22 protein-coding genes and 1 tRNA gene are annotated in these 25340 nt (G+C 67.0%); 9 read left to right on the forward strand and 14 right to left on the reverse strand.

The window, feature by feature from the left end; translation table 11 throughout:
- Positions 1-48 precede the first annotated feature (48 nt).
- Positions 49-2634: a DNA mismatch repair protein MutS gene (mutS, locus tag SLG_RS18910; protein WP_148276776.1), complete on the forward strand. Its 2586-nt coding sequence runs from the start codon at positions 49-51 to the stop codon at positions 2632-2634.
- Positions 2631-5417 (forward strand): [protein-PII] uridylyltransferase, encoded by a 2787-nt coding sequence (locus SLG_RS18915; protein ID WP_014078131.1) that lies wholly within the window; start codon positions 2631-2633, stop codon positions 5415-5417. Before mutS ends, SLG_RS18915 begins: the two co-directional genes overlap by 4 nt.
- Positions 5418-5507: 90 nt before the next feature.
- Here SLG_RS18915 and SLG_RS18920 read toward each other — a convergent pair whose 3' ends face one another.
- Positions 5508-6299: a universal stress protein gene (locus SLG_RS18920; RefSeq protein ID WP_014078132.1), complete on the reverse strand. Its 792-nt coding sequence runs from the start codon at positions 6297-6299 to the stop codon at positions 5508-5510.
- A gap of 293 nt (positions 6300-6592) precedes the next feature.
- Between SLG_RS18920 and rpmI the strand changes: the two genes are divergently transcribed.
- From rpmI to pheT, 4 genes are all read left to right on the forward strand, one after another.
- Positions 6593-6796 (forward strand): 50S ribosomal protein L35, encoded by a 204-nt coding sequence (gene rpmI, locus SLG_RS18925; protein ID WP_014078133.1) that lies wholly within the window; start codon positions 6593-6595, stop codon positions 6794-6796.
- A gap of 13 nt (positions 6797-6809) precedes the next feature.
- Positions 6810-7172 carry a 50S ribosomal protein L20 gene (gene rplT / locus SLG_RS18930; protein ID WP_014078134.1) on the forward strand — a complete coding sequence of 121 codons (363 nt, stop codon included), beginning with the start codon at positions 6810-6812 and terminating at the stop codon, positions 7170-7172.
- Positions 7173-7259: 87 nt separating this feature from the next.
- On the forward strand, positions 7260-8372 hold the full coding sequence (gene pheS / locus SLG_RS18935) for a phenylalanine--tRNA ligase subunit alpha (RefSeq protein WP_014078135.1): 1113 nt from the start codon (positions 7260-7262) through the stop codon (positions 8370-8372).
- On the forward strand, positions 8369-10762 hold the full coding sequence (gene pheT / locus SLG_RS18940) for a phenylalanine--tRNA ligase subunit beta (RefSeq protein ID WP_014078136.1): 2394 nt from the start codon (positions 8369-8371) through the stop codon (positions 10760-10762). Before pheS ends, pheT begins: the two co-directional genes overlap by 4 nt.
- A gap of 10 nt (positions 10763-10772) precedes the next feature.
- On the opposite strand, the gene SLG_RS18945 is transcribed toward pheT, so the two are convergent.
- The gene (locus SLG_RS18945; RefSeq protein ID WP_051003819.1) at positions 10773-11306 is read right to left on the reverse strand and encodes a hypothetical protein; all 534 of its coding nucleotides are present in this window, start codon (positions 11304-11306) and stop codon (positions 10773-10775) included.
- A gap of 118 nt (positions 11307-11424) precedes the next feature.
- The gene (locus SLG_RS18950) at positions 11425-11943 is read right to left on the reverse strand and encodes a hypothetical protein (protein WP_231848707.1); all 519 of its coding nucleotides are present in this window, start codon (positions 11941-11943) and stop codon (positions 11425-11427) included.
- 124 nt (positions 11944-12067) lie between these two features.
- On the opposite strand from SLG_RS18950, the gene SLG_RS18955 reads away from it, so the two are divergent.
- The gene (locus tag SLG_RS18955) at positions 12068-13648 is read left to right on the forward strand and encodes a peptide chain release factor 3 (protein WP_014078139.1); all 1581 of its coding nucleotides are present in this window, start codon (positions 12068-12070) and stop codon (positions 13646-13648) included.
- A 5-nt stretch (positions 13649-13653) separates the two neighbouring features.
- Here SLG_RS18955 and SLG_RS18960 read toward each other — a convergent pair whose 3' ends face one another.
- On the reverse strand, positions 13654-14034 hold the full coding sequence (locus SLG_RS18960; protein ID WP_014078140.1) for a bactofilin family protein: 381 nt from the start codon (positions 14032-14034) through the stop codon (positions 13654-13656).
- The gene (locus SLG_RS18965; RefSeq protein WP_231848708.1) at positions 14012-15046 is read right to left on the reverse strand and encodes a M23 family metallopeptidase; all 1035 of its coding nucleotides are present in this window, start codon (positions 15044-15046) and stop codon (positions 14012-14014) included. Before SLG_RS18965 ends, SLG_RS18960 begins: the two co-directional genes overlap by 23 nt.
- A 479-nt stretch (positions 15047-15525) precedes the next feature.
- On the opposite strand from SLG_RS18965, the gene SLG_RS18970 reads away from it, so the two are divergent.
- A tRNA-Ser gene (locus SLG_RS18970) sits at positions 15526-15617 on the forward strand.
- Positions 15618-15728: 111 nt separating this feature from the next.
- On the opposite strand, the gene SLG_RS18975 is transcribed toward SLG_RS18970, so the two are convergent.
- Positions 15729-16436, reverse strand: coding sequence for a sulfite exporter TauE/SafE family protein (locus SLG_RS18975; protein WP_014078142.1), 708 nt, complete (start codon positions 16434-16436; stop codon positions 15729-15731).
- A gap of 86 nt (positions 16437-16522) precedes the next feature.
- Positions 16523-17845 (reverse strand): oxygen-independent coproporphyrinogen III oxidase, encoded by a 1323-nt coding sequence (gene hemN, locus SLG_RS18980; RefSeq protein ID WP_014078143.1) that lies wholly within the window; start codon positions 17843-17845, stop codon positions 16523-16525.
- A 136-nt stretch (positions 17846-17981) separates the two neighbouring features.
- Between hemN and SLG_RS18985 the strand changes: the two genes are divergently transcribed.
- Positions 17982-18668, forward strand: a complete 687-nt coding sequence (locus tag SLG_RS18985; RefSeq protein WP_014078144.1) for an OmpW/AlkL family protein — start codon at positions 17982-17984, stop codon at positions 18666-18668.
- A 343-nt stretch (positions 18669-19011) separates the two neighbouring features.
- On the opposite strand, the gene ccoS is transcribed toward SLG_RS18985, so the two are convergent.
- The 7 genes from ccoS to ccoO form a co-directional block, all read right to left on the reverse strand.
- On the reverse strand, positions 19012-19167 hold the full coding sequence (ccoS, locus tag SLG_RS18990) for a cbb3-type cytochrome oxidase assembly protein CcoS (protein ID WP_014078145.1): 156 nt from the start codon (positions 19165-19167) through the stop codon (positions 19012-19014).
- Positions 19164-21308, reverse strand: a complete 2145-nt coding sequence (locus SLG_RS18995; RefSeq protein ID WP_014078146.1) for a heavy metal translocating P-type ATPase — start codon at positions 21306-21308, stop codon at positions 19164-19166. The genes ccoS and SLG_RS18995 overlap by 4 nt, the downstream gene beginning before the upstream one ends.
- Positions 21305-21796: a FixH family protein gene (locus tag SLG_RS19000; protein WP_014078147.1), complete on the reverse strand. Its 492-nt coding sequence runs from the start codon at positions 21794-21796 to the stop codon at positions 21305-21307. The genes SLG_RS18995 and SLG_RS19000 overlap by 4 nt, the downstream gene beginning before the upstream one ends.
- Complete coding sequence (ccoG, locus tag SLG_RS19005) at positions 21793-23253, reverse strand: cytochrome c oxidase accessory protein CcoG (RefSeq protein ID WP_083853441.1); 1461 nt, start codon at positions 23251-23253, stop codon at positions 21793-21795. Before ccoG ends, SLG_RS19000 begins: the two co-directional genes overlap by 4 nt.
- 220 nt (positions 23254-23473) lie before the next feature.
- Positions 23474-24421, reverse strand: a complete 948-nt coding sequence (gene ccoP / locus SLG_RS19010; RefSeq protein ID WP_014078149.1) for a cytochrome-c oxidase, cbb3-type subunit III — start codon at positions 24419-24421, stop codon at positions 23474-23476.
- On the reverse strand, positions 24414-24605 hold the full coding sequence (locus tag SLG_RS19015; RefSeq protein WP_014078150.1) for a cbb3-type cytochrome oxidase subunit 3: 192 nt from the start codon (positions 24603-24605) through the stop codon (positions 24414-24416). Before SLG_RS19015 ends, ccoP begins: the two co-directional genes overlap by 8 nt.
- The gene (gene ccoO / locus SLG_RS19020; RefSeq protein ID WP_014078151.1) at positions 24602-25336 is read right to left on the reverse strand and encodes a cytochrome-c oxidase, cbb3-type subunit II; all 735 of its coding nucleotides are present in this window, start codon (positions 25334-25336) and stop codon (positions 24602-24604) included. Before ccoO ends, SLG_RS19015 begins: the two co-directional genes overlap by 4 nt.
- Positions 25337-25340: the final 4 nt, after the last annotated feature.

Here is a 25340-nt window from a genome sequence, read left to right on the forward strand (position 1 = left end):
TCGAAGACCGACAAAGCCGCACGAAGCGCATCCAGCGCGCCTACGCCCATGATGGCCCAGTATCTGGCCCTGAAGGCGGAGGCGGGCGGGGACCTGCTTTTCTATCGCATGGGCGACTTCTTCGAGCTGTTCTTCGATGACGCCAAGGTGGCCGCGCAAGCCCTCGACATCGCGCTGACCACGCGCGGCGAACATCTCGGCGAGCCGATCCCGATGTGCGGCGTGCCCGTGCACAGCGCGGACAGCTATCTGGCGCGCCTCATCAGGGCGGGGCACCGCGTGGCCATCGCCGAACAGACCGAGACGCCGGAACAGGCCCGGGCGCGCGGCTCCAAGGCGCTCGTCGGCCGCGCGATCGTGCGCTTCGTCACGGCCGGCACGCTCACCGAGGAAGCGTTGCTGGACAGCCGCCGGGCCAACCTGCTGGCGGCCGTGGGCGAAAGCGGAGGCGCGAAGGCCGTCGCCGCAGCCGATATATCCACCGGCAGGCTGGAGGTGGTGACGCTCGAAGGAAATGCCATCGAGGCTGAACTGGCCCGCCTGGGCGCGAGCGAGGTTATCGCGCGGCCCGGACTGGCGGAAAGCATCCCGGCCGCCATGCCGTTCGAGAGTCGCAGTTTCGACAGCGCGCGCGCCGAAGAGCATATCCGCCGGCATTTCGGCGTCACGACACTGGAGAGCTTCGGCGCCTTCTCGCGCGCGGAACTTTCCGCGCTGGGCGGGTTGCTCGCTTATCTCGAGCATGTCGGCAAGGGCCGCATGCCGTTTCTCGCTGCGCCGGTCCGGCTGGGTTCGGGCGCACATCTCGCGATCGATCCGGCCACCCGCGAGAGCCTGGAGATCGTGCAGACGCAAAGCGGTCAGCGGGCCGGCAGCCTGCTGGCGGCCGTCGACCGGACGGTGACCGGCGCGGGCGCGCGGCTGCTGGCGGCCGATCTCTCCGCGCCCCTGATGAACCGCGAAGCGATCGAAGCCCGGCTGAGCCTCGTCCAGTGGTTCCACGACGATGGACCGCTCCGCGAGGATGTCCGTGCCCGACTGCGGGCCTTGCCCGATGTCGGTCGGGCGCTCGGCCGCATAGCCATCGGCCGGGGCAGCCCGCGCGATCTGGGGCAATTGCGCGATGGCCTCGATGCCGCCCATCGCCTGCGCGAGAGGCTGGGGCGCCTGCCCTCGCGGCCCGCGCTGCTTGACGACCTGCTGCCGCATTTCGACGGGCACGGGGAACTGATCGACATATTGAAGCGCGCCATCGTCGCCGCTCCGCCGACGGAAGCTGCCAATGGTGGCTATATCGCCGAGGGCTATGATGCCGCGCTCGACGAACTGCGCCGCCTGGCGGGGGACGGCCGGCGCGCGATCGCCAGCCTGGAAGCGCGTTACCGCGAGGAGACGGGGATCGCCGCGCTCAAGATCCGCCACAATGGCGTGCTTGGCTATCATGTCGAAGTGCCTGCCCGCCATGCCGATGCCCTGCTGGCGCAGGACAGCGGCTTCACGCATCGCCAGACCCTGGCCGGCGTGGTGCGCTTCAATTCGGTGGATCTTCACGAACAGGCGGGCCGCGTCGCCCAGGCCGGCGCGCATGCCCTCGCCGCCGAGGCAGCGCATTTCGAGGAGCTGGTCGCACGCACTGTCCGCAGGCGCGAGGCGATCGCCCGGACGGCGGACGCGCTGGCGCGGATCGATGTCGCGGCTGCCCTCGCGGAGCGCGGCGTCGAGGGCGGATGGACGCGCCCGGACTTGGTGGAGGATCGTTGCCTCGATGTATCCGGCGGTCGCCACCCCGTGGTCGAGGCCGCACTCGGGCGCGAAGGCGCTGCCTTTGTCGCGAATGACTGCCGGCTGGACGAGGACGATCGGCTGTGGCTGGTCACCGGGCCGAATATGGGCGGCAAGTCCACCTTCCTGCGCCAGAACGCGCTGATCGTCATCCTGGCGCAGGCGGGGAGCTTCGTGCCGGCCCGCGCCGCTCGGCTTGGCCTTGTCGACCGGCTGTTCAGCCGGGTCGGTGCTTCGGACAATCTGGCGCGGGGCCGGTCCACCTTCATGGTGGAGATGATCGAGACGGCCGCGATTCTCGCGCAGGCGACCGAGCGCAGCTTCGTCATTCTCGACGAGGTAGGGCGCGGCACCTCGACCTATGACGGGCTGGCCATCGCCTGGGCGGTGGTCGAGGCGATCCACGACGTGAACGCCTGCCGCTGCCTGTTCGCGACTCACTATCATGAGCTGACGCGCCTCGCCGAACGGCTGGAAGCGCTGTCTCTTCACCATGTGCGGGCGCGCGAATGGCAAGGCGATCTCGTGCTGCTGCACGAAGTGAGCGAGGGACCCGCCGATCGCAGCTACGGCATCGCCGTCGCCCGACTCGCCGGACTGCCGCCACAGGTGCTGGCCCGTGCCAGGGACGTGCTTGCCAGGCTGGAGGCCGGAAAAGCGCAGACTGGCGGCATTGCGGCCGGCCTCGATGATCTGCCGCTGTTCGCCGCCGCGCTGGCGCCGCAGCCCGACAAGGCACCCGATCCGCTGCGCGAGCGGCTGGCGCAGACCGACGCTGACAGTCTTTCGCCCCGCGAAGCGCTCGAGCTCGTCTATGCCCTCAAGCAATTATCGGACGCCGCTCCTATATGAGTGTCATGAACAAGCTTGCCGAATCGCTGCCCGGACGGCGCGCCATCATCGATCGCCGGCAAGTCGCCGATGTGCTGAACGCCGAGCTGGTCGGCCTCGGCGACGTTATGGCGCGCCGACAGGCGATCGTGGTCACGCTGCGCGAGGCGCTGGCGGCGGGGCGTCGGGAAGTGTCGGCAAGGCTGGCACGCAATCCCACGCGCGGCCGCGACGCAGTGACGGCGCAGGCCTTCCTCATGGACCAGATCGTGCGCCTGCTCTTCGACGCGACGGTCACGCATCTTTATCCGGTCAGCAATCCCACGGCGGCCGAGCGCCTGAGCGTCATCGCCGTGGGCGGCTACGGGCGCGGCGAGATGGCGCCGTACAGCGATGTCGATATCGGCTTCATCACGCCCTACAAGCCGACGTCCTGGACGGAGCAGGTGATCGAATCCATGCTCTATGCCCTCTGGGACCTGGGCCTCAAGGTCGGCCATTCGAGCCGATCGATCGACGAGACCATGCGCATGGCGAAGTCCGATCTCACCATTCGCACGGCGCTTCTGGAGGCACGCTTCATCTGGGGCGACCGTGGCGTCTATGACGAATGCGTGCGGCGCTTCGACAGCGACGTGATGCAAGGCACAGCGCGCAGCTTCGTCGCCGAGAAGCTGGCGGAGCGGGATGCGCGTCACAAGCAGATGGGCGACAGCCGCTATGTGGTGGAACCCAATGTCAAGGAAGGCAAGGGCGGCCTGCGAGACCTGCACACCCTCTTCTGGATCGGCAAATATGTGAACCGCGTGCGCACCGTCGCCGAGCTGGTGGATGTCGGCCTGCTGACGCGGGCGGAGCTCTCCCAGTTCCAGCGCGCCGAGAATTTCCTGTGGGCCGTGCGATGCCACATGCACGAAATATCGAACCGCGCCGAGGACCGGCTGACCTTCGATCTCCAGATCGAGGTGGCGCACCGGATGGGCTTCGTAGAGAAGCGCGGACGCCCCCCGGTCGAGCGCTTCATGCATCTTTATTTCCTGATGGCGAAGACGGTCGGCGATCTTACCGGCGTTTTCCTCGCGCATCTGGACGACACCATGGCCCGCAAGGGCCGCCGCTACATCCCGGCCATCTTCAGCCGTCCGCGCAAGCTGGACGGCTTCGTGCTGGATCGCGGCCGGATCGCCATTCCGCATGACGACTTCTTCCGCGAGCGACCGGTGCGGATGATCGAGATCTTCGCGCTGGCCGACAAGCACGATCTGCAGATCCATCCGAACGCCATGCGCGCCCTCAATCGTGACGCCGTCCTCATCGACCGGAAAGTGCGCAACGATCCGGAGGCCAATGCCCTGTTCATGGGCATCCTCACATCGCCGCGCGACCCCGAGAAAGTGCTGCGCTGGATGAATGAGGCCGGCACGTTCGGCCGTTTCGTGCCGGACTTCGGCCGGGTCGTCGCGCAGATGCAGTTCGACATGTATCATCATTATACGGTCGACGAGCACACGATCCGGGCGATCGGCCTCCTCTCGCGAATCGAGAAGGGGGACCTGCGGGAAGACCATCCGCTCGGCAGCGCAATCATCACCAGGATCAATTCCCGGCGCGTGCTTTACGTCGCGGTCCTGCTCCACGACATCGCCAAGGGACGGGGCGGAGATCACAGCCTGCAAGGCGCCGAGATCGCCGAGAAGCTCTGCCCCAGACTGGGGCTGACCGCCGCCGAGACCGAGACCGTCGCGTGGCTGGTGCGCTATCATCTGCTGATGTCGGCGACCGCCTTCAAGCGCGACCTGGCCGATTACAAGACGATCCTCGATTTCGCCGAAGTCGTGCAGAGCCCGGAGCGCCTGCGGCTGCTGCTGCTGCTGACCGTCGTGGATATCCGCGCGGTGGGGCCGGGTGTCTGGAACAGCTGGAAGCGCCAGCTCCTCACCGAGCTCTATGATGCCGCCGAGGAAGTCATCCGCCCCGGCCACAAGCAGCGGGGCAGGCAGGAGCGGATCGAGGAGAAGCGGCAGAAGCTCAGCCAGCGCCTCGGCATCGGGGACAAGGCCTTCGACAAGCTCGTGAAGCATTTTCCCCAGTCATACTGGATTGCCGAGCCTGACCACATTCTGGAGCAGAATGCGCGGCACCTGCTGTCCGCAGGGCAGACCGGTCTTTCGATCGAGGCACAGCCCTATCCGGAACGTGGCGCGACTCTGGTCACCGTCTATGCGGCCGACCATCCCGGCCTCTTCTATCGCATTGCCGGCGCCATCCATCTGGCGGGCGGCAACATCATCGATGCCCGCATCCACACGCTGAAGGACGGTTCGGCGCTCGACAATTTCCTGGTGCAGGATCCGCTTGGCCGTCGTTTCGATGCGCCCGAGCAACTCGCGCGCATCAAGACCTATATCGAGGACGCGCTAGCCAACCGGCAGAAGCTGCTGACCAAGCTCGACCAGCGGCCCCTGCCCCGCACGCGCGCGGAAGCGTTCGAGGTCGTGCCGCAGGTCATCATCGACAACAAGGCCTCGAACCGCTTCACCGTGGTCGAGGTGATGGCGCGTGACCGCCCGGCGCTGCTGCTGAGCCTTGCCTTCGCCCTGTTCCAGTCCAAGACCATGGTCCACAGCGCCCATGTCGCCACGTTCGGCGAGCGGGCTGTGGACACTTTCTATCTCACGGATCTGCTCGGCGGAAAGCTCGAGAGCAAATCGCGCCTGGCGACGCTGGAGCGGCGGCTGCTCGATGCCGCCGACAATCGATGCGGCGAATTGCTCGACGTCAACAACTTCGCCATGTCGGGCTGAAACGGCAACTGAAGCGTCCGGCGAAACCGGCCGTCCCGGCCCGACGCGTCCGTGAAGAGAGCGGCGCGCCGGGCGACGGGCGGCGTTGCTTCAGTGCGAGATCAGCACCGGCACCTGAGCCTTGGCCAGCAGTTTCCGGCTCGCGCCGCCGAAAATCTGTTCGCGCAGGCGGCTGTGCCCGTAGCTGCCCATCACGCACCAGCGCGCGCCCGATCCGTTCAGTTCGTCGAGCAGTTGCGTGCCGACATCGCCCGTCTTGGGGAGCAGACGGGCCGTGACCTTGCAGCCATGGCGATCGAGATAGGCCGCCACTTCGTCAGGGCTCGCTTCACCTTCGCCGATGGTCAGCACCTCCACTTCGCTGGCCAGCTTGAGCAGCGGAACCGCAGCGCGAACGGCTGCGTCCGCGGGCGCCGACCCGTCCCAGGCGACGAGGACCTTGCCAAAGAGATCGAGCCGCTTCTGGTCCGTCGGCACCAGCAGGATCGGCGCCGAGGTCAGCTCCGCCAGCCGCGCGGCGGCATTGCCCGACTCGGCAATCTCCCCGAGGCCCTGCTTGCCCACGACGATGAGGTCCACCAGACGGATACTGTCGGTGATCGCCACGTCGGACTGGCCGTGGACGCGCGCCCATTCATAGCTCACGCCTTCATTGGCCAGGCGAGGCTCGAGTCGCTCGACATTGCTGTCCTCACGCTCCCGCTCGTCCATGAGCAGGACGCCCGCGCCGCCGCCAACGCCGAATCCATCGGCAATCACCGGCATCTGCACGAGGTCGAGGCAGACCAGATGGCCCTCGACAGCCCTTACGACATCAAGCGCGGATTGCAGGCGCGCTTCCTGGCATACATCGTCATGAATCAGCACCATCACCGTTTTCATGGCAGCCTCCTCGCATTGGGCGGGCCCCGGCCCGCTTCCGGCTTGTGGCACATTGTGCCTGCCAGGCCGAGCTTGCCTTGACCGGAGTCAAAAACAACCCCGCATCCTGCAGGGCCTGCGCGTTGCCCGCGCGATTCCCGCTTGCCTCCCGGCGGGTCCGCGACTATAGCGCCGCGCTTCCATGCGACCATGGATGCCAGGGGACGGGCCGGCCGTAAGGGCTGCCGTGTTCGTCCGCAATCGTCTGCGTCATGCTCCTTGCGAGCGGCGCATAAACGGACAAGGAGACGAAAATGCCCAAGCTCAAGACCAAGAGCGGTGTGAAGAAACGCTTCAAGTTCACCGCCACCGGCAAGGTCAAGCATGGTGTGGCCGGCAAGCGCCACCGCCTGATCTCGCACAATGCGAAGTATATTCGCCAGAACCGTGGCACGGAGGTTCTCTCCGACGCTGACGTCGCCCATGTGCGCCTCTGGGCGCCCTACGGCCTGAAGTAAGGAGTAGAGCGACATGGCACGTGTGAAACGCGGCACGACCACGAAGGCGAAGCACAAGAGGATTCTGGATCAGGCGAAGGGCTATTATGGCCGTCGCAAGAACACGATCCGCATCGCCCGTCAGGCCGTCGAAAAGGCCGGGCAGTACGCCTATCGCGACCGCAAGGTGAAGAAGCGCAGCTTCCGCGCCCTGTGGATCCAGCGCATCAACGCCGCCGTCCGCATGGAAGGCCTGACCTACGGTCAGTTCATGCACGGCCTCAAGCTCGCGGGCGTCGAACTGGACCGCAAGGTCCTGGCCGACATCGCGATGCACGAGGGCGAGGCGTTCAAGGGCATCATCGCGCAGGCCCGCGCGGCACTGCCCGCCGCCTGATCGGCAGCGCAATCCTGTCTCGAAGGGCGCCGGGGTCACCTCCGGCGCCCTTTTCGTTTGCGCCGAATTAGGCTAGCGGACCCGCCCATGAGTGAAGTCACATCCCTGAAGGACGGCCTCGTCGCCGAAATCGCCGCCGCCGATACGCTCGATGCCGTGGAATCGCTGCGCGTCGGCGCTCTGGGCAAGAACGGCGTCGTGACCGCGCTGCTCAAGACGCTTGGCGCCATGACCCCGGAGGAACGGCAGGCCAGGGGCCCCGCTATCCATGAGCTGCGGGAAAGCGTGACGGCGGCGCTGGCCACGCGCAAGGCGGCCCTCGAAACCGCGGCGCTCGATGCGCGGCTCGCGGCCGAACGGCTCGACATGACCCTGCCCGCCGACCTGCCCCCGCAGGGCAGCGTCCATCCGGTCAGCCAGGTGATGGACGAGCTGGCGGAAATCTTCGCGGATCTCGGCTTCTCCGTCGCGACCGGCCCGGAGATCGAGGATGACTGGCGCAATTTCACGGCGCTGAACATCCCGGAGACGCATCCGGCCCGTGCGATGCACGATACATTCTATTTCGGCGACAATTATCGCGCCACCGGCGGCAATGGCGAAACGGCCGCGATGTTGCTGCGCACGCATACCTCGCCGGTGCAGATCCGAACGATGATGCAACAGGACGCGCCGATCCGCATCATCGCGCCGGGCCGAGTCTATCGCTCCGATTCGGACGCGACCCATACGCCGATGTTCCACCAGATCGAGGGCCTCGTCATCGACAAGGGCATTCACCTCGGCCACCTCAAATGGACGCTGGAGACCTTCCTGAAGGCCTTCTTCGAGCGGGAGGACATCGTGCTGCGCCTGCGCCCCAGCTATTTCCCCTTCACCGAGCCGTCTGTCGAGGTCGATGTCGGCTATACCGTCGAGAAGGGACAGCGCGTGATCGGCGGCAGCGGCGACGCGGAGAATGGCGGCTGGATGGAAGTGCTGGGCAGCGGCATGGTCCACCCCGCCGTGATCCGCAACAGCGGCCTTGACCCGGCGGAATGGCAGGGCTTCGCGTTCGGCACCGGCGTCGACCGGCTGGCGATGCTCAAATATGGCATGAATGACCTGCGCGCCTTCTTCGACGGCGATCTGCGCTGGCTGCGCCATTATGGCTTCTCCGCGCTGGATGTGCCCACGCTCAGCGGAGGAGTCGGCGCATGAAGTTCACATTGTCCTGGCTCCGGGAGCATCTGGAGACCGACGCCGCGCTGAGCGATATCCTGCGCGCGCTCAACGATATCGGGCTGGAAGTCGAAGGCGTCGAGAATCCGGCGGAGAAGCTGGAAGGCTTCCGCATCGCGAAGGTTCTCACCGCGAGCCCGCATCCGCAAGCGGACAAGCTGCAGGTGCTGAGCGTCGACGCCGGCGACGGCCCGATGCAGGTGGTTTGCGGCGCGCCCAATGCCCGTGCCGGGCTTGTCGGCGTGTTCGGCATGCCCGGCGCGACCGTGCCCGCCAATGGCATGGTGCTGCGCGTGGCCGCCATCCGCGGCGTCGAATCGAACGGCATGATGTGCTCCACCCGCGAGCTGGAGCTGGGCGAGGATCATGAAGGCATCATCGAGCTGCCGGCCGACGCGCCGGTAGGAACCAGCTTCGCCGATTATGCGCAGCTCGACGATCCCGTCATCGAGGTTTCCATCACCCCCAACCGGCAGGATTGCATGGGCGTGCGCGGCATCGCCCGCGATCTCGCTGCAAAGGGTGTGGGCACGCTGAGGCCGCTGGACGCGATCCTGGCCATGCTGCCTCCGGTCGTGCCGCAGGGGCCCGGGCCGGACGTGCGCACCGATGATCCGGAAGGCTGCCCCGCTTTCTACGCGCAGGCCGTGCATGGCGTCACGAACGGCGCTTCGCCGGACTGGCTACAGCGGCGACTGAAGGCGATTGGCCAGAAGCCGATCAGCGCGCTGGTCGATATCACCAATTACGTCATGATCGGCCTTGGTCGCCCGCTCCACGTCTATGACATGGCGCGCCTCCGGGGCGGGCTGGTCGCGCGCAAGGCGCAGCCGGGCGAGCAGGTCCTGGCCCTCAACGGCAAGACCTATGCGCTGACCAGTGCCATGACCGTGATCGCCGACGAGGCCGCCGTGCACGACATTGGCGGCATCATGGGCGGCGAACATTCGGGCGCGCAGGACACGACCACGGACGTGCTCATCGAGTGCGCTTATTTCACGCCCGAGAGCATTGCACGGACCGGCCAGGCGCTCGGCCTCACGTCAGACGCGCGCCAGCGCTTCGAGCGCGGCGTCGATCCCGCTTTCCTCGACGAGGGACTGGCGATCGCCACTCGGCTGGTGCTGGCGCTGTGCGGCGGCACGGCGAGCGAAGTGACGCGCGCGGGCACGCCGCCCGTGGAACGCCGGACCATCGCTTACGAGCCTGGCCTTGCCGAACGGCTTGGCGGGCTGGCCATCCCCGCGGACCGTCAAGCGGCGATCCTCGAAAGGCTTGGCTTCACGGTCGGCGCCGACTGGCAGGTGACGGTGCCGAGCTGGCGCCGCGACGTGCATGGGCCCGCCGACCTCGTGGAGGAAGTGGTCCGCATCGAGGGCCTGAACGAGGTGCCTTCCGTGCCGCTGCCCCGCGCGGCAGGCGTCGCGAAGCCGACCGCGACGCCGCTCCAGCTCATCGAGCGCCGGGCACGCCGGGCGGCTGCGGCGCGGGGTCTCAACGAGGCGATCAACTGGTCCTTCATTTCCGAAACGGAAGCGGCGCCCTTCGGCGGCGGCGACTGGACGCTGGCCAATCCGATCAGCGAAGACCTCAAGGTCATGCGCCCGACATTGCTTGCGGGCCTGCTCTCGGCGGCGCGGCGCAATGCCGATCGTGGTGCCTCTGCCATCCGCCTCTTCGAGATCGGCCGCCGCTATTTCCGCAAGGCGGATGGAAGCAGCGACGAGCGCCTTACGCTCGGCTTCGTGCTCGTGGGCGAGAAGCAGCCCCGCAGCTGGCAGGGCGGAAAGGCGCAACCCTTCAGTGCATTCGATGCCAAGGCGGAAGCCCTGACTCTGCTCGCGGCAGCCGGCGCGCCTGTCGCGCGGCTGCAGATGATGGACGAGGCCGGCAACGCCTATCATCCCGGCCAGTCCGGTACGCTGCGGCTGGGCCCCAAGAATGTGCTGGCCGCTTATGGCGTGCTCCATCCCCGCCTTGTCCGCGCCTTCGGACTTGATGGGACGGTGGTCGCCGGGGAACTGCATCTTGATGCGATTCCGCTGCCGAAGCGGACCGGCTTCATGCGCCCGCCCTACGCGCCGCCCGCCCTCCAGGCTGTCACGCGCGATTTCGCGTTCCTCGTGCCGGAAGCGCTGGAAGCCGATGCACTGGTGCGTGCGGTGCGCGGCGCCGACAAGGCTGCCATCGTGGATGCGCGCCTTTTCGACCTGTTCATCGGGCAAGGCGTGCCGGAGGGCCAGAAGAGCCTCGCCGTGGAAGTGACGCTGCAGCCCGGCGACAAGAGCTTCACCGACGAGGAACTGAAGGCCATCGCCGAGCGCATTGTCGCGGCGGCGGGCAAGCAGGGCGCGGTGCTGCGCGGCTGAGCCGTCGCGCCTACTTCTGCGTTTCGTCCTTCTTCTTTCCGTCTTCCTTCTTGGGAGCCGGGGGCGGTGGCAGTTTGCATCCGCGACTGACCGCCAGCCCGCGCAGATAGCCGCGCCGGGCCAGCCCGGCATTGACGGCAGCGTCGAACCGGCGCTCCGCGGGCGCCGCGCCGCTCACTTCGCGCACCAGCCCGCGAAAGGGGATGAGCGAATTGACCACTGCCTCGCCGCCCGCCGCGGCGAGCTTGCCGAACTTGTCCTCATTCTCCTTGCTGTTCCCGCCGAAGTCGGGCCCGAGCACGTCGTTCAGCTCCGCGATCTGCGCGACGAGCGTCCGGCACCCCGAGCCCGGGGAGGCATAAGGCTGGGAGACGGCGCGCGTCAAAACCTCGGGGATCTCGGTCTTCTGGATTCCGACGTCGCGCACGGGCTGCGTGGCGATTTCCCCGGCCTTGTCGAGCGTCTTGTCCCCTTCCTTTTCCTGCGCGTCCGCCGCGCCGGCAAGCGTCAATGAAAGGAGGACGGTGAGGACTGCGCGCGCCATGTGATTTTCTCCCTGTCGCATCAGAGCAACGGACCATCCGGGTAACTGATAGCCGTTGCTCTGGTTCCCTCGCGCGGATTCGCCATCCGCTGGCGGTGGACAAGGGCGCCCGTCGGCCTCATTCCGCCGCCGCCATGGCTGATGAGGCGCAGCTTTTCGCGGTGGCGAGACCCCGGAGATAGCCACGCCGCGCAAGCCCGGCATTGATCGCCGCGGTGCGTCGCCGATCCGCTGGCCCCGCGCCCGAGATTTCCCGCACCAGACCCCGGAACGGGATGAGCGAATTGACAATCATTTCCCCGCCGGCATAGGCAAGCTGCTCGACCTTGTCCTCATCGCTCTTGTCCTCGACGTCGAAATCGGGACCGAGCGCCTGATTGAGGCGAGCCAGCTCGTAATTGAGCCAGCGGCAATCCTGGCGACGCGGCACGGCATAGGGCTTCTTGACAGCCTCCTGGAGGACCGGCGGCACCTTGCGTTTGCTGATGCCGACATCCCGCGCGGGCTGGCTCGCGATGCGCCCCGCCTTCTCCAGTTCTTCTTCCTTGGGCGCCTGCGCGGACGGGCATGGTGGCGGGCAGCAGCAGGCCGGCCAGAACGGCACACAGGGGCGCGAGGGTCCGCCTCTGCGGCCCACGCGCCTTCTCCCGCACTCTGAACAGCTTGCGGCCCATGCCTGCCTTTCCCTATAGGAGCGCGATTTCGCTCCACTGACGGCCTCTTCCCCCCGGATCGCGCCACCCTACATCATCGGACAGCCCATGACGATTCCGTCCCGCCGCACTTTCGCGATCATTTCCCACCCCGACGCGGGCAAGACCACGCTGACCGAGAAGCTGCTCCTTGCGGGCGGCGCGATCCATCTCGCCGGCGAGGTGAAGGCGCGCGGCGCCAACCGCCGTGCGCGATCCGACTGGATGAAGATCGAGCAGCAGCGGGGTATTTCCGTCACCAGCTCCGTGATGACGTTCGAGCGGCCGGATGCCGACGGCAATGTGATCACTTTCAACCTGCTCGACACGCCGGGCCACGAGGATTTCTCGGAGGATACCTATCGCACGCTGACGGCCGTGGATTCCGCCGTGATGGTGATCGATGCCGCCAAGGGCATCGAGCCTCAGACGCGCAAGCTTTTCGAAGTCTGTCGCCTGCGTTCGGTGCCGATCATCACCTTCATCAACAAGGTCGATCGCGAAGGCCGCGATCCGTTCGGGCTGCTGGACGAAGTCGCCGACGCTCTCGCGCTGGATGTCTGCCCGATGAGCTGGCCGGTCGGGATGGGCGGCGCATTCGAAGGGATTTTCGACTTCGCGACCAATCGGCTGATGCAGCCCTCGGGGCCGAGCAAGGAATTCCAGGGCGCGGTTCATCAGCTTGACGGGCTCGACGATGCGGCACTGGAGCAGCATCTTTCCAAGGATGGGCTGGCGCAGTTGCGCGAGGAAGCCGAGCTTGCCCGCGGCGGCTATGCGTCCTTCGACCTGCAGGCCTATCTCCATGGCGATCTGACGCCGGTCTATTTCGGCTCCGCACTCAAGAATTTCGGCGTGGCCGAGCTGATCGCCGCTCTGTCCGCTTATGCGCCTTCGCCCCGCGCCCAGCCCGCCGAGCCGGCACCGATCGATCCCGGAAACGATGAAGTGACCGGCTTCATCTTCAAGGTGCAGGCCAATATGGATCCGCAGCACCGGGACCGGATCGCCTTCATGCGGCTATGCTCCGGCAAGTTCCGGCGGGGCATGAAGCTGACGCCGAGCGGCAGCGGCAAGCCGATCGCGGTGCATTCGCCCATCCTGTTCTTCGCGCAGGATCGCGAGATCGCGGACGAGGCCTTCCCCGGCGACATCATCGGCATTCCCAACCACGGCACCTTGCGGGTCGGCGACACGCTTTCGGAGAAGGCGGGAGTCCGCTTCACCGGATTGCCCAATTTCGCGCCCGAAATTCTCCGGCGCATCACGCTCAAGGACCCGACCAAGACCAAGCAGCTGCGCAAGGCGCTCGATGACCTGAGCGAGGAAGGCGTGATCCAGGTCTTCTATCCCGAGATCGGCAGCCAGTGGATCATCGGCGTGGTCGGCCAGTTGCAGCTCGACGTGCTCATCAGCCGCCTGGAGGCCGAATATAAGGTGGGCGCTGCCCTCGAACCGGCGCCGTTCGAGACCGCACGCTGGCTGTCCGGCGAGGGCCGCATGCTGGAGGATTTCGCCGGCGTCAATCGCTCCAGCATGGCGAAGGACAGGGACGGGAACCCGGTTTTTCTGGCCCGCTCAGCCTGGGATGTCGGATATCAGTCGGAGCGGCATCCCGAAATCAAGTTCAGCGCGACCCGGGAACGATAAGGGGCTCAGCCCGCCTCGCTCTTGACGAGCTTGAGGTCGGCCGCCTGTGCGCTGCCCTTGTGGCTCATCCTGCCGTCGATCTGCCCACCCGTGGCGATACTGATGATCTCGTACGTCACGTCGCCAGTGATCCGGGCGCTGGCCTCCAGGATCAGCTCGTCCACGGTGACAGCGCCTTCGATCAGGCCGGCGATGCGCGCGCTTTTCGCGGTCACATGGCCGGTGATGCGGCTGTCGGCTCCCTGTACGAGCTGCGTGCAACTGATGTCGCCTTCGACCTTGCCGTCGATGTGGAGGTCCACGGTCGCCTCGATATTCCCGCTGATGACGACATCGCCGCCGATGATCGAGAAGGGTGTGTGCTTAGCCCCGGTCGCTGCGGTCATGGACACGCCGCTTTGCTGTCTGCTGGACTTCGAGAACATCCTGCCGTGCCTCCAGAAAGGGACGCGGGTTCACTGCCGCGCCGTTCACCCGCACTTCGAAGTGGAGATGCGATCCTGTCGAACGGCCGGTCGAGCCCATGCGGCCGATCTTCTGTCCGCGGCCAATCGTCTGCCCCACTTTCACGTCATAGCCGGAGAGATGGGCATAACGTGTCATCAGGCCCTTCCCGTGATCGATCTCGATCGTGTTGCCATAGCCTTGCTGAACGCCGACATGGCTGATCTTACCCGGCGCCGCGGCGAGGATGGCCTGGCCGTGGGGACCACGGAAATCGATGCCGGCATGAAATGCCAGCATGCCGTTGAACGGGTCACGCCGATAGCCATAGGAGCTGGACTGCATGGGCGCCGCGGTCGGGCGGCCGGAGGGAATGGCCGCGAGCGTCGTTTCCAGCGCATTGAGGCGCGTCAGCAAAACCGCCAGATCGCGCAATTCCGGGGCGAAGTCGAACGACCGGGCAGCGGGGACGAAGGGGCCGCCCTGGCCGCTGGGCATCCTGCCGAGCGCGGCGGGATTGAGACCAAAGCTGCGTATGGCCTTTTCCACGCGGGCAAGGCGGGCTTCCGCTGCGGTGGCAAGGCTGGTCTCAAGCGCGCGCTGACGTTCGAGCAGGGCCTGCATGCGGGCTGTTTCGGGCGACACGCTGCTCAGGGGTTTGCCGGACGCGGCGGCGGGGCCATTGCCGGTTCCGCCTGCTGCAGCACCCTCCACGCCTTCCGGCGCGACACGCAGGTCGACTCGCTGGAGAACCTGCTCAAGCGCCTCCTGGCGCTGTTCGATATCATGCGCGATTTCGCTGACGGACCGCTTGTAGGCGTCCACCTGTGCCTCGCGAGAACTGAGCGCGGCCCGGTCGCGGGCGAGATCGCTCCGTTCCCACCACATGGCGGCCTGGCTCCAGAGCATCGCGAACGTGCCGATGGTCCAGAGCAGCACAACGAAAGCCGCCACGGCGGCCGCCATCCACTGAATGCGCGTTGAAATCCGAAGGAATCGCACCTGCCCGCCAGTGCGCAGGAAAATCTCTCGCTCTGGTGCGAGAGATTGCAGGAACGCGATCACCCCTCCGGGAGTTATGTTGTTCGATGCCACCCGATTGCTCTGTTATATATCATTTGATCAGAGGCGCTGGCGCTACCAGAGGACGCCTCTCCCGGCGAATCGTCCACCCCTCGGCCGCGACGAGTCGAAGGCAAGGCAAGGTGAACCGAGACAGATAGGCGCCGCGGACCCGAAATGAAGGGCCTGCGCGCCCGCGACTCGCCGGCAACCTGGTGCTGGGGCGGTCCTTCTGCGCGCCCTGCCGCCTTTCACTTTTTTCGCTGGAGAGGACTTGGCGCAGGATCGATGAAGGGGCGTTGCCACAGCAATTTTGCGCGGCTATAGGCCATCCCTCGCCATGTGGGGACGCCACTCCCCCGGCGCTGCGCGGAGACGTGGGTGAGTGGCTGAAACCAGCGGTTTGCTAAACCGTCGTAGCCTTAAGGGGCTACCGAGGGTTCGAATCCCTCCGTCTCCGCCACTTTTTCCGTCTCCGTCACCATTTTCCGGCTTCGCTATCCGCCAGAACGGTCAGGCATAGAGTTGCCGAGCCGGCCTGATCGTTCCTCGAATCAGCGCCGCCTTCCTGGCCTCACGCCGAGAACGGGCGGGCCAGCGTGCGGCACCATGTGCCGAAAGAAGCTTCGCTGGCGAGCAGGCTGAGCGCGGCCAGCGCAATCATGGCGGCGCCGAGCCAGCGTTCCCCGCGATGGGCGCGCAGGGCCGATTGCAGGCGGCCGAAACCGAGGCCGGCGGCGATGAGAGCGGGCAAGGTGCCGAGACCGAAGCCGAGCATGACGAGCGCTCCGCCAGCGGCACTGCCGGCGAACAGTGCGAAGAGCAGCGCGCCGTAGACCATGCCGCAGGGCAGTAGCCCCCAGGCGAGGCCACCGGCAAAGCGGCGCGCGGGGACTGGCATGTGCAGCAATGCCCGCGCCATCAGGCGACGCGGCGCGAAGCCATGGCCGAGCAAGGCCGGCGCCGGCGCCATCCCGGCCGTCACCAGACCCATCCAGCCGAGCGAAACGGCGGCGGCCCAGCGCAGCAGATGATGCCCCGCCGCGGCATCCACCTGCCCTGCTGCAAGGCCGCCCGCCGCACCCGCGAGGGCACCGAGCAAGGCATAGCTCAGGATGCGGCCGCCATGGAGCAAGGCCTGCGCGCGCATGTCCGCCGCTGGCGTGGTACAACCGCCGGCATAGCCGAACATCAAGGAGATGCCGCCGCACATGCCAATGCAGTGTAGGCTGGAAGCGAGGCCGAGCGCGACACCCCCGAGAAGGCTGAACGAGGAGGCCATCAGGTCTTCCGCGACCGGACGCCGCACCTCGCCCGGCGAGCATATGGCGTCATGGTGAGGCGTGGGTCGCTGGTCATCGCCCCGGCCTAGATGGCTGTACTGAAACGCTGCGGCTGCTGCGTACGCCAGCGGTCGAACAGCACAGCGATGACGCGGCCATAGGGCCGGCCCTCCTCCGTGATGCGCAACTGCTCCCCCTCCAGCGAAGCGAGGCCGCGCTCGAGGAAGGGCGCGAGGCCCTGGCCGATCGTGGCATCGCCGAGAAAGGCGCCGACATTCGCCGCGCGGCCGCAGAGCAGGTCCGCGATGATGGCAGCGCGGCGCTGGTCCTCCCGATCCCGCGCGACGCCGCGCTCGCCGGTGAGCAGGCCGGCGAGCGCGCCCATGCGATAGCGCCCGCTGTTCTTCTCGTTCTGCACGAGCAGGTCGGGGAACTCGCTGATCGCGGTGGCGCCAAGCCCGATGAGAATGCGCGCCTGATCGTCCGTGAAGCCCTGGAAATTGCGCCGCACCCGCCCTTCGCGCGCGGCGAGGGCCAGCGGATCGTGTGGCAGGGCGAAATGATCGAAGCCCACGGCGACATAACCGGCGGCGACCAGCCGGTCGTGCCCCAGCGCGGCCATGGCGAAGCGCTCGGCCTGGTCGGGGAGATTGTCCGCGCGGATGCGGCGCTGGCGCGGCAGCAGATGCGGCACATGGGCATAGCCGAACAGCGCGATCCGCTCCGGCGCGAGGGCGAGTGTCTCGTCCAGCGTGGCGGAGAGATGCGCGCGATCCTGTCCCGGCAGGCCATACATGAGATCAAAATTGATCGAGCTGACGCCCTGGGCGCGCAACGCCGCGACCGTCTCCACGATCATCTCGCGCGGCTGGACGCGGCCGATCGCTTCCTGGATCGCCGTATCGAAAGTCTGGACGCCGAGGCTGGCGCGCGTCACGCCGGCACGGCCGAGCACGGCGAACCAGTCCGCGCTGGTCGTGCGCGGATCGAGCTCAATCGAGATGTCCGCGCCTTCCGCGTCGAAAGCCCGGCGCATCGTGGCCAGCAGGCGCATGAACTGATCCGGGCTGAGCGCATTGGGACTGCCGCCGCCAAAGGCGATGCGGCCGACCTTCCCCCGCCCGCCCAGCCGGCCCGCGACCGTCTCCACCTCGGCGCACAGCGCATCGAGATAAGCGGTCAGCCGCTGAGCGCGATTGGCCCGGCCGGTGTTGCAGCCGCAATACCAGCAGATCTCCTCGCAGAAGGGGATATGCGCATAAAGGGAAACAGGCTCGTCCGGCGCAATGCGCGCGAGCGCGGCCTCCTGTTGGGCGGATCCGACGGCGGCCGAGAACTCGGCGGCGGTCGGATAGCTGGTGTAACGCGGCACGGGCCGCGCCAGCAGATCGGGATGGCAGCTCCACATGGACGGCACGCTAGCCGCTGCGCACCGCTGGTTCCTTGCGCTCGATCAAAGCGCGGCTTGCCTCCCGTCAAGGCTCCGGCCGGCCGCGTGGCCTAGGGCTGCGGCCATCGTTCAGGGAAAGAAAGGAACGAGAACCATGAAAGCAAGATTTCTCACCTGCGCCGCCGGCGCCCTCGCTCTGGTGATGCCGATGGCCGCGCAGGCGGGCACCCCGGACGGCAAGCTGCAGGTCAAGGTGCTTGGCACCGCGGTATTGCCGAACGGCGAAATCGACGAGATCCGCTCGGCAAGCGTGGCTCTGCCCGCCGGCACCGACACCAAGGCCAGCGACAATTATGTGCCGACCGTGGCCATCGAATATTTCGTCACGCCGTCCATCTCCGTCGAGACGATCTGCTGCACCACGGCGCACCATGTCGACGGTTCCGGCGCGATCGCCGGGGTGGACAAGTTGCTCGACGACATTCTCATCGTGCCCGCGACCTTCACGCTGAAATATCACCTGACCGGTCTCGGTGCGGTGAAGCCCTATATCGGTGCCGGTCCCAGCTACTTCCTGGTGCTCGATTCCAAGGTGGGCAGTGGCGGCGTGGCGGCCCTCGGGGCGGACAGCGGCAAGCTGAAGAGCAAGTTCGGCGCCGCGGTCCAGGCCGGCGTGGACATCGCGATTGGCGATCAGGGCTTCGGCCTGACGGTGGATGCCAAGCGCTATTTCATGAAGCCGATCGCGGCTTTCTACAATGCGTCGGGCGCCACGATCCTCGAGACCCGGCACAAGCTCGACCCGTGGGTCGTGAGCGCGGGTATTTCCTACCGCTTCTGATCTGATCCCCAACCGGGTCGCGGCAACAGCGCGGGCCCTCCGCAATGGAGGGACCCGCGCTTTGCTTTTGCAGCGAGGGCACGGGAGCGATGCGGTCCGGGCCTGTTGCTCCATGCCACTTACACGCGGGCAAAGCCTCAGCTTGTTGCGCGAGAGGACCGTTAACGATGTCGAGCATGGCTTGAGGGGCTGTCGATGAGCCGCACCATTGTCGTCCGGTCTCCGCAGGCCATCATCGGAGGCGCTATCCGCCCTCTCCAGGCGAGCGGCTGGTCCTTCCCGAACGGGTGCGAGCATGAAAAAGCGATCAGGCCTGGATCACTGCCGGGCAGGCATCCCGCCCTCAGGTCGCCGGGCTGTCGTCATCCTCGATGAGGATACGCATGGCGGCGCCGTCCGGATCGTCGAACTGCCCGGCCCGCAGTGACCAGAGGAAAGCCACGAGCCCGGTCAGGCCGAGCAGCAGCGCGACGGGGATGAGGAACAGGAGACCGTTCATTTGACTTTCCAGCGCAGGCGGAGCGAGTTGGCGATGACGATCAGCGAGCTGGTCGACATGGCGACAGCGGCGATGAGCGGTGTCACCTTGCCAGCCATTGCCAGCGGCACGGCGAGGACATTGTAGCCGACCGCCAGCGCGAAATTCTCCCGCACCACGCGCATGGTCGCGCGGGCGGCGCGGACGGCCACGGGAATGCCGCCGAGCCGGTCGCCCAGGAAAACGATGTCCGCCGCCTGCTGGCCGACATCGCTGGCCGAGGCGGGCGCCATGGAGACATGAGCGGCAGCCAGCGCGGGGCCGTCATTGAGGCCGTCGCCGACCATCAGGGGGCGATGACCGGCGGCGATGCGCGCCTCCAGCAATGCCATCTTGTCGGCCGGGCGCATGTCCCCCTCGCCCGGGATACCGAGTCTGTCGGAGACCGCTTTCACGGCGTCTTCCCGATCGCCGGACATGATCCGCGCGGGCAAGCCGAGCGCGGCAAGCTGGGCCAGCGCATCGGCGGCATCGGGACGCAACGCGTCCGTGAAGCGGATGATGTGCGGCGCATCGCCGAGCAGGTCGAGTGCCACGGCGGCGCGCCCGTCGCCATCAGCGGGCAGTTCTTCCGGGCGCGGGCGGCGCATGGCGACCAGATGGTCCCCATAACGCGCTTCCACGCCTTCGCCGGGCTTCTCCACCACATCTGTCAGCGCGGCCGGACCGACATCGGCCCCGCCCAGTGCCTGGCGCAGGGCGATCGCGAGCGGGTGACGGCTCGCCATCGCAAGCGCGCGAACAATGCCGCGTTCAGCCTCGCCGAGTGTCTCCAGTCCGTCAGGCACCGGGCGGCCGAGCGTGAGCGTGCCGGTCTTGTCGAGCAGCGCTTCATCGGCCTGCGCGAGCCGCTCCAGCGCGCTGCCATCCTTCACCAGCAGGCCCGCGCGCATCATGGTGCCGCAGACGACGACCTGCGCCACCGGCACGGCGAGGCCGAGCGCACAGGGGCAGGTGATGATGAGCACCGCGATGGCCACCAGCAGCGACTGGTGCCAGCCGGCGCCCGCGACCATCCAGCCCGCAAAGCTCAGGCCGGCGAGCAGGTGCACGACCGGTGCGTAGAGGCGCGAGGCGCGATCGGCGATGCGGACATAATGCGAGCGCGACTGCGCCGCGCCTTCCATCAGCCGCGCAATCTCCGCGATGGTGCGGGCCTCGCCGACCGCCGTGACCCGCAGTGTCACCGGCGCTTCCAGGTTGAGCGTGCCGGCAGTGGCGGTGTCGCCCGGCCCGGCCACCACCGGCGCGCTTTCGCCCGTGAGCAGCGAGAGGTCGAACCGGCTGCTGCCCTGCTCGATGATGCCGTCCGCCGCCAGCCGCTCGCCGGCCGCGACCAGCAGGCGGTCGCCCACGGCGAGCGCGTCGGCCGAGACCCACTGGCTGCCCCCCGCATCGTCGAGCCGCATGGCGCCGGGCGCGGTGCGCCGCACCAGCGCTTCCGCGCCGCTTGCCGCGCGGCCGCGCATCATCTCGTCGAGCACGCGGCCCGCGAGAAGGAAGGCGAGCAGCATCAGCGCGCCATCGAACCAGGCATGTTCGCCGCCCACGATCGTCTCGTAGAAGCTCATGCCGGTGGCGAGCGTGACGCCGATGGAGATCGGCACATCCATGTTGGTGGTGCCCGCCCTCAGTGCGCGGAAAGCCGATTCGAAGAAAGGCCGCCCGGCATAGGCAACCGCCGGAATGGCGATGAGCGCCGAGATCCAGTGGAAGAGATGGCGCGCATTGCCATCCGCGCCTGACCATACCGAGACGGACAGCAGCATCACGTTCATCGCCGCGAAGCCGGCAACGGCGAGAGCGCGGATCAGGCGCTTGAGCGCGGCGCTGCGTGCTTGGCTGGCGGCCCCCTGAAGCGATTGCGCCTCGAAGCCGATCGCGTCGAAGGCGCGGATGATGTCCGGCTCCTCGAGCGCGGGGGCATGCGCCACCGTGACCGTCTTGCTGGAGAAATTGACGCGCGCGCCCTCAATGCCGGGCTGCGCGGGCAACAGGCGCTCGATCTTGGCGATGCAGCCGGCGCAATGCATGTCCGGCACGGCGAAACGGGTTTCGACCGGCGTGCCGTTCCAGACCTCGCTGGCGTCATGATAGCTCATGACAGGTCGACGATGCGATTGAGCTCCCGGCCATGGGCCTGCGCCCGGACATGAATGATCCAGCGCCCGGCGGGCAGCGCGCCGACACTCTGATAACGGCCGCCGCCGATATGGCGGAACTGCATGGTCCGCTCGGGCGCGCGGCCGAGCGGATGGCGCACCAGCGCGGTGATCCGGGCATCGGTCATCGCCGAGGCAGCCTCGTGCAGCGTGACGTCCAGCCGCTGGCCGGGCGTGCGGGCGAGGTCCAGCGTCCAGCCCAGCGCCTCTTCCTCCCGGGCCTTCTCCAGCCAGCCATTGAACTTCTGGCTCGCGACATAGCTGTTCTCCACGACCTTGCCGCCGAAGGTGCTGCTGGCGAGGCGCGCCATGGTGAGATTGACCGCGATCACGATGCCGAAGAACGTGACCAGAATGGCAGCCATGTGCCGCCCGGTGAACCGGCCGGCGCCCTTGTGTGCCTGCCCGCCATCATGTCTGCCAGTCATTCGCTTTCCTCCGGACGAACAAAGCTTTCTGCATCGCGCGCCTTTTCGCCGCCATCACCCCCCGCCTGGACCGTGAACGCAAAGTCCTCCCGGGCGGAGCCGGTCGCGGGCGCGACGACATAGATATGTTCCTTGAGCACCTGATCGGCAGGCACCTCGACGGTGATGCTGCGTGCGGCGGATTCGCGGGTGTCGCTTTCCTTCCACATGCGCGCGCCGGGCAGCCCCTCGATGGCGATGGTCATTTCGCGCGGGCGATTCTCCATGTTGCGCAGCTTGATGAGCCAGGCATTGCGGATCGACCCGTCCGACAGGCGGACATATTCGGGATTGCGATCGGCATTGGCGGCGATGTCGATCCGCGCCCGGGTGCCGAGCGCGAACAGCATCGCGACGCCGATGGCGCACCAGAGGCCGAAATAGACGAGCGTGCGCGGGCGCAGCAGGCGCCGTATCGCGGGCACGGGCGCTTCGCCGCGCATCTCGCGCTCGCAGTCCAGCTCCGTCGCATAATCGATGAGGCCGCGCGGCCGGTCGATCTGGTCCATCACCTTGTCGCAGGCGTCGATGCACAGCGCGCAGGTGATGCAGCCGATCTGCGGCCCTTCGCGGATATCGATGCCGGTAGGGCACACCTGCACGCACTGCAGGCAATCGATGCAGTCGCCGAAATGCGCGTCGTCACTGGCGGCGCGCTTCTTGCCGTGGCTGCGTGGCTCGCCCCGCCAGTGCTTGTAGGTCACGATCAGCGATTTCTCGTCCGTCATCGCGGCCTGGATGCGCGGCCAGGGGCACATGTAGATGCACACCTGCTCGCGCATGAAACCGCCCAGGATGAAGGTGGTCATCGTGAGGACGAAAGTGGTGCCATAGGCCACGAAGGGGGCCTGACCGGTCCAGAACGCGTGTTGCAGCGTCGGCGCATCGGCGAAATAGAAGATCCAGGCGCCGCCTGTCGCGAAGGAGATGAGCAGCCAGACCGCCCATTTGCGAACCCGCTTCCAGACCTTGCTGGCCGTCCATGGCGCACGATCGAGCCGGATCTGCGCATTGCGATCGCCGTCGAGGAAGCGCTCGACATGCTGGAACAGGTCGGTCCACACCGTCTGCGGACAGGCATAACCGCACCAGGCCCGCCCAACGGCGGACGTGACCAGGAACAGGCCGACACCCGCCATGATGAGCAGGCCGGCGACATAATAGAATTCGTGCGGCCAGATCTCGATCGAGAACATGAAGAAGCGCCGATTGGCGAGATCGATCAGCACGGCCTGGTCAGGCGCATGGGGGCCGCGGTCCCAGCGGATCCATGGCGTCACCCAGTAGATGGTGAGCGTTACCGCCATCACCAGCCACTTGAATCGGCGGAACGGCCCGTCGACCTGCTTGGGGAAGACGGCCTTGCGCTTCTGATAGACGCCCAGCGGCGAATCGGTGATGTCGTTCATGCTATTCATGGCAGCACGTCCCAAGGGGGGAGAAACTCGTGCGCGCGACGCTAGCGAGTCTGACGCGCGAAGCATTGAGGCAGATCAAGAGGCTGCCTGCCCCTGCGTGGCTGCTGCCGGGTCGCCCATGAAGGCTCCCCGCCTCCATCACGCGATCGCTCCGCCCCCGCGTGGGGACGGAGCGACACGACAGACACCGGGCTCGGGGACGCGGGCCCGGTGCCGGAGCCTAGTTGGCCGGGGCGGCCGCCGGAGCCGCGCCGCCTTCGGCCTGCGCCGTCTCGACCGGTGCGGGCGGCGGGGTTGCCTCGCCGCCGCCACGCGAGTGGACATAAGCCGCCAGCATCTTGATCGTGGTCGGGCTCAGATGGCCCCTCCACGCCGGCATGACGCCACGGCGACTGTTGTTGATGGTCTGGGTCAGCGTCTCGCGATCGCCGCCATAGAGCCAGATGCCGTCCGTGAGGTTCGGCGCGCCGAACTCGCGCATGCCCTTGCCCTGTGGGCCATGACACACGGCGCAATTCGCCTCGAAAAGCGCGGCACCGCGCCGCGAGGATGCGCTCTGCTTCTCGTGCCCGCTGATGACGCGCACGAAGGAGACGGTGTCCTGAACCTGCGGCGCCGTGAGAATGCCGTCATGGCCAAAGGCCGGCATCAGGCTGTTGCGGGTCTCCGCTTCGTCCGGATTACGGATGCCGTGGGTGATGGTATATTCCAGCGTCTTGAGGTCGCCGCCCCACAGCCAGTCGTCATCGTTGAGATTGGGATAGCCCTTCGAGCCGCTGGCGCCCGAGCCATGGCACTGCACGCAGTGCGTACGGAAAGCAGCGGCGCCGCCCTGCACGGCCGCGTTCATCAGCTCCGGCTTGGCAGGCAGCTGCTCGATGGGAGTCACGGCGATCGCGGAGAGGATCGGTGCCTTGCGGGCGCCCTCCGTTTCCATCGTCTCGGCAAGCGCGCCGCGACTGGACCAGCCGAACACGCCCTTGGTGGCGCCGGTCAGGCCCGGCAATGCCGGATAGACCACGATATAGCCGATCGAGAACACGATCGTCGCATAGAAAGTCCACAGCCACCAGCGCGGCAGCGGCGTGTTCAGCTCCTCGATGCCGTCCCATTCGTGGCCGACGGTCTCGGTGCCGGTCGGCTGATCGATGCGTTTTTGCTCAGCCATGGTTCTTTTCCCTGTTCCTGGCCGCGCGCTCTTCCTCGTCCTCGACGAAGATCATCGTGGCGGCGGCATCGTTTCTGCGGCGCGAGCCGGGCAGGAACACCCAGATCACGAGCAGGAGATAGGCTGCCAGCATGACCGCAAGGCCATAGCTGTCGGCGAAGTGGCGCAAGTCATTGTAGCTCACCGCTCCACCTCCTGCGGCGCGGCGCTCTCGAAATCGACGAGGGTGCCGAGCATCTGGAGATAGGCGACCAGCGCGTCCATCTCGGTGAGGCGCGTGGGGTTGCCATCGAAATCGCGCGCCTGCGCCTTGGGATAGCGCTGCATGAGATCGGTGGTGTCCGCCTCGGGATCGGCCTGCGCGGCGAGGTCCGCATTGGCCTGCGCGATGTCGGTCTCCGTATAAGGCACGCCGACCCGGCTCAGGGCCGTCAGGTGCCCGGTCATGTCACCGGCCTTGAGATCCCGATCCGCCAGGAAGGCATAACCCGGCATGATGGACTCGGGGACCACGCTGCGCGGATCCTTGAGGTGCTGGACATGCCACTCGTCGGAATAGCGCTTGCCCACGCGGGCAAGGTCCGGCCCGGTCCGCTTGGACCCCCATTGGAACGGGTGGTCGAACATGCTCTCGGCCGCCAGGCTGTAGTGGCCGTAGCGCTCGACCTCGTCCCGGAAGGGGCGGATCATCTGGCTGTGGCAGTTGTAGCAGCCTTCGCGCATGTAGATGTTGCGGCCGGCCAGTTCGAGCGGCGTGTAGGGCCGCACGCCTTCCACCTTCTCCACGGTATTGTCGATCCAGAAGAGCGGTGCGATCTCCACGATGCCGCCGACAGTGACCACCGCGAAGGCGGCTATGGCGAGCAGCGTGACGTTGCGCTCCAGTTTCTTGTGCTTTTCAGCGAAGCTGGTCATGGCT

The sequence above is a fragment of the Sphingobium sp. SYK-6 genome, from assembly GCF_000283515.1.
Lineage (GTDB): Bacteria > Pseudomonadota > Alphaproteobacteria > Sphingomonadales > Sphingomonadaceae > Sphingobium > Sphingobium lignivorans.